The organism is Confluentibacter lentus, from assembly GCF_002806995.1.
Classification (GTDB): Bacteria; Bacteroidota; Bacteroidia; order Flavobacteriales; family Flavobacteriaceae; genus Confluentibacter; species Confluentibacter lentus.
This window is the reverse complement of sequence record NZ_NIHE01000018.1, coordinates 1-1,736: the sequence shown is the minus strand read 5'-3', so window position 1 is coordinate 1,736 and position 1,736 is coordinate 1. Positions and strand designations below refer to the sequence as shown.

Below are 1,736 nucleotides of genomic sequence, written 5' to 3'. Positions count from 1 at the left end.
CGTCAGTTTTTATAACGATTTTAACGCCAAGCGCATGGAAGTGGTGAAGATCGGGGACAGGCTCCATATTTTCATTGCCAACAACAACATGCCACTGGCCATTTTTAGGGTTAATTAGAAATGGAGATTAAATCTGCAAGCCAAATTAAACTATAGCGTCTTATTTAATTAGGCATAGGGATAAGAAGTTTATAATCTTTTTGTGTAACCATTCGATTTTTTTACATTTGGAGACCAACCAAAGAACTATTAATAAGATATTTATCGGACGGTTGAACCGAACCAAAGCTATGATGCGCATATCCAAGATCCAGATACTGGCCATTCTTTTGATCCTATCCCATTCATGTAAAGATGATAGTGTGGAGAAGAAGGAGACGGCCTCAAAGACTCTTTTCACCCTATTGGACAATGAACGGACCAACATCCATTTCAACAATACCGTAGTGGAGACCGCAGATTTTAATGTTTTAAAATACTATTATGTATATAATGGCGGGGGAGTTGCGATCGCTGATGTGAATAACGACGGGCTGGATGACATCTACTTTACATCGAACCAAAGATCCAATAAGCTTTACATTAACAAGGGCGAACTTGAATTTGAGGACGTCACCGACAGGGCTGGTGTTTCGGATATGGGGGGCTGGACCACGGGCGCCAACATGATCGACATCAACAACGATGGGTGGATGGATATCTATGTGTGCAAATCGGCGTCCCTTGACAGCGATGCGCTAAGGCGCAACAAACTGTTCGTTAACCAAAAGGATGGCACGTTTAGGGAAGAGGCTCAAAAATGGGGCCTGGACGATGATGGGTTCTCGATCCAATCCTATTTTTTTGACTATGACAGGGATGGCGACCTGGACATGTTCCTTGTTAACCATCGATATGATTTCTTAAACTCAGATAATCTTCAAAATATAAGAAGGGATAATAACCTAATACCTCAAACATCCAGCCACCTTTACAGGAACGATGGCACTAAGTTCACCGATGTCACTATTGATAGTGGGATGGTAAATAAAGAATTCGGATTAAGTGCTTCCATAGGCGATTACAATAACGATGGTTGGTTGGACGTATTCGTTGCCAACGATTTTATCACCCCAGATATGCTCTATATTAATAATAGAAATGGAACTTTTTCAAATCAAATTAAAGAAAGGATAAAGCACACGTCTTTTAGCAGCATGGGGTCTGATTATGCTGATATTAACAATGACTTTTTGCCCGATTTGCTTGTTCTGGACATGTCCGCTGAAGACCATCGCAGAGGGAAACAGAACATGCCTAGTATGGATACAAACGGTTTCTGGAATATGGTAAATTCTGGATTCCATTATTCTTATATGTCGAACATCCTCAACCTTAACAACGGCAATGGCTATTTTACGGATGTGGCACAGTTTTCGGGCATATCCAAGACCGATTGGAGCTGGGCACCGTTGATTGCCGATTTTGACAACGATGGCCTGAAGGATATCTTTGTCACCAATGGTATCAAAAGGGAAATAGCGAATCAAGATTTTGGTCGTTTTCTTGATACAGAACAAGATTCAATAAATGGTATGGGTATAGACCAACTTTTAAATACGATACCCTCGGACAAGCTGCAGAACTATGCCTTTAGGAACGATGGCGATCTATCGTTCACGAAGGTGATATCAGAATGGGGCTTCGAAAGGGAAGTGAACTCCAACGGTGTTGCCTATGCCGATCTGGACAACGAC

1 protein-coding gene is annotated in these 1,736 nt (G+C 41.6%); it reads left to right on the top strand.

Annotation, left to right across the window (positions count from 1 at the left end; all coding sequences use genetic code 11):
* Positions 1-290: 290 nt before the first annotated feature.
* Positions 291-1,736, top strand: a 1,446-nt coding sequence (locus CDH50_RS14975; RefSeq protein WP_198513517.1) for an FG-GAP repeat domain-containing protein, incomplete at its 3' end; no start/stop codon positions are given.